Source organism: Paenibacillus sp. AR247, from assembly GCF_002968895.1.
GTDB classification, from domain to species: Bacteria; Bacillota; Bacilli; order Paenibacillales; family Paenibacillaceae; genus Paenibacillus_AQ; species Paenibacillus_AQ favisporus.
Genome location: NZ_PCZT01000107.1, coordinates 1 through 677, shown reverse-complemented (window position 1 = coordinate 677; position 677 = coordinate 1). Strand labels below are relative to the sequence as shown.

Sequence of the window (677 nt, the reverse complement as noted above, 5' to 3'; positions counted from 1 at the left end):
AACCAGACTGTCAAATTCAGTTGCAACAAGGCGTTCACCTGTTAGTCCTTCAGATTGCTCGGAAGCAAGATAAACGATAGGTTTTGCCATGATTTCCGGCTCCAGAAGCTGAGAGTTTCCTTCAAGTTCCCTTTTCACTTCCTCGGGTATCATTCCAGTTACGGTGGCCCCGCCAGGAAGAAGCATATTTACCGTCACTCCAAATTCACGCAGGTCTTCAGCCATGATCAATGACAGGGACTCTGTCGCGGCACGAGAAGGGCCATATGGGACAAATCCTTTTCGTTTCATAGTTTCATAATTCATCGATATATTGATGATTTTTCCTCTTCCCTGCTCAACCATCAGGGGAGCGAATCCCCGGGAGGTTAGGAAATAACCGGTCACATTTGTATCGATTAAATTTCGAAATCCTTCAGGAGTGACCTGATAGAAAGGGTGCGGTTCTGTAAGGAATTTTGGGTTTACAGTCCTCATGCCTATCCCGGCATTGTTCACGAGGACATCGATTTTCCCCCATTCCGCTTTTACCCAGTTCACTGCATCTTGCACCGATTCCTCTGACCTGACATCCAACGGAAGTTCAAAAACATTCGAATATCCCTTTTCTTGAAGTTTTCTACAGCTTCCGTCATTTTGCTCCCGGACGGGATGCCACTGCAACAGTTGCTCCTTCA

At 46.5% G+C, this 677-nt stretch carries 1 protein-coding gene; it reads right to left on the bottom strand.

Annotation, left to right across the window (positions count from 1 at the left end; genetic code table 11):
* The coding region (locus CPT76_RS36315; protein ID WP_258169130.1) for an SDR family NAD(P)-dependent oxidoreductase at nt 1-663 on the bottom strand (663 nt) is incomplete at its 3' end.
* Nucleotides 664-677: the final 14 nt, after the last annotated feature.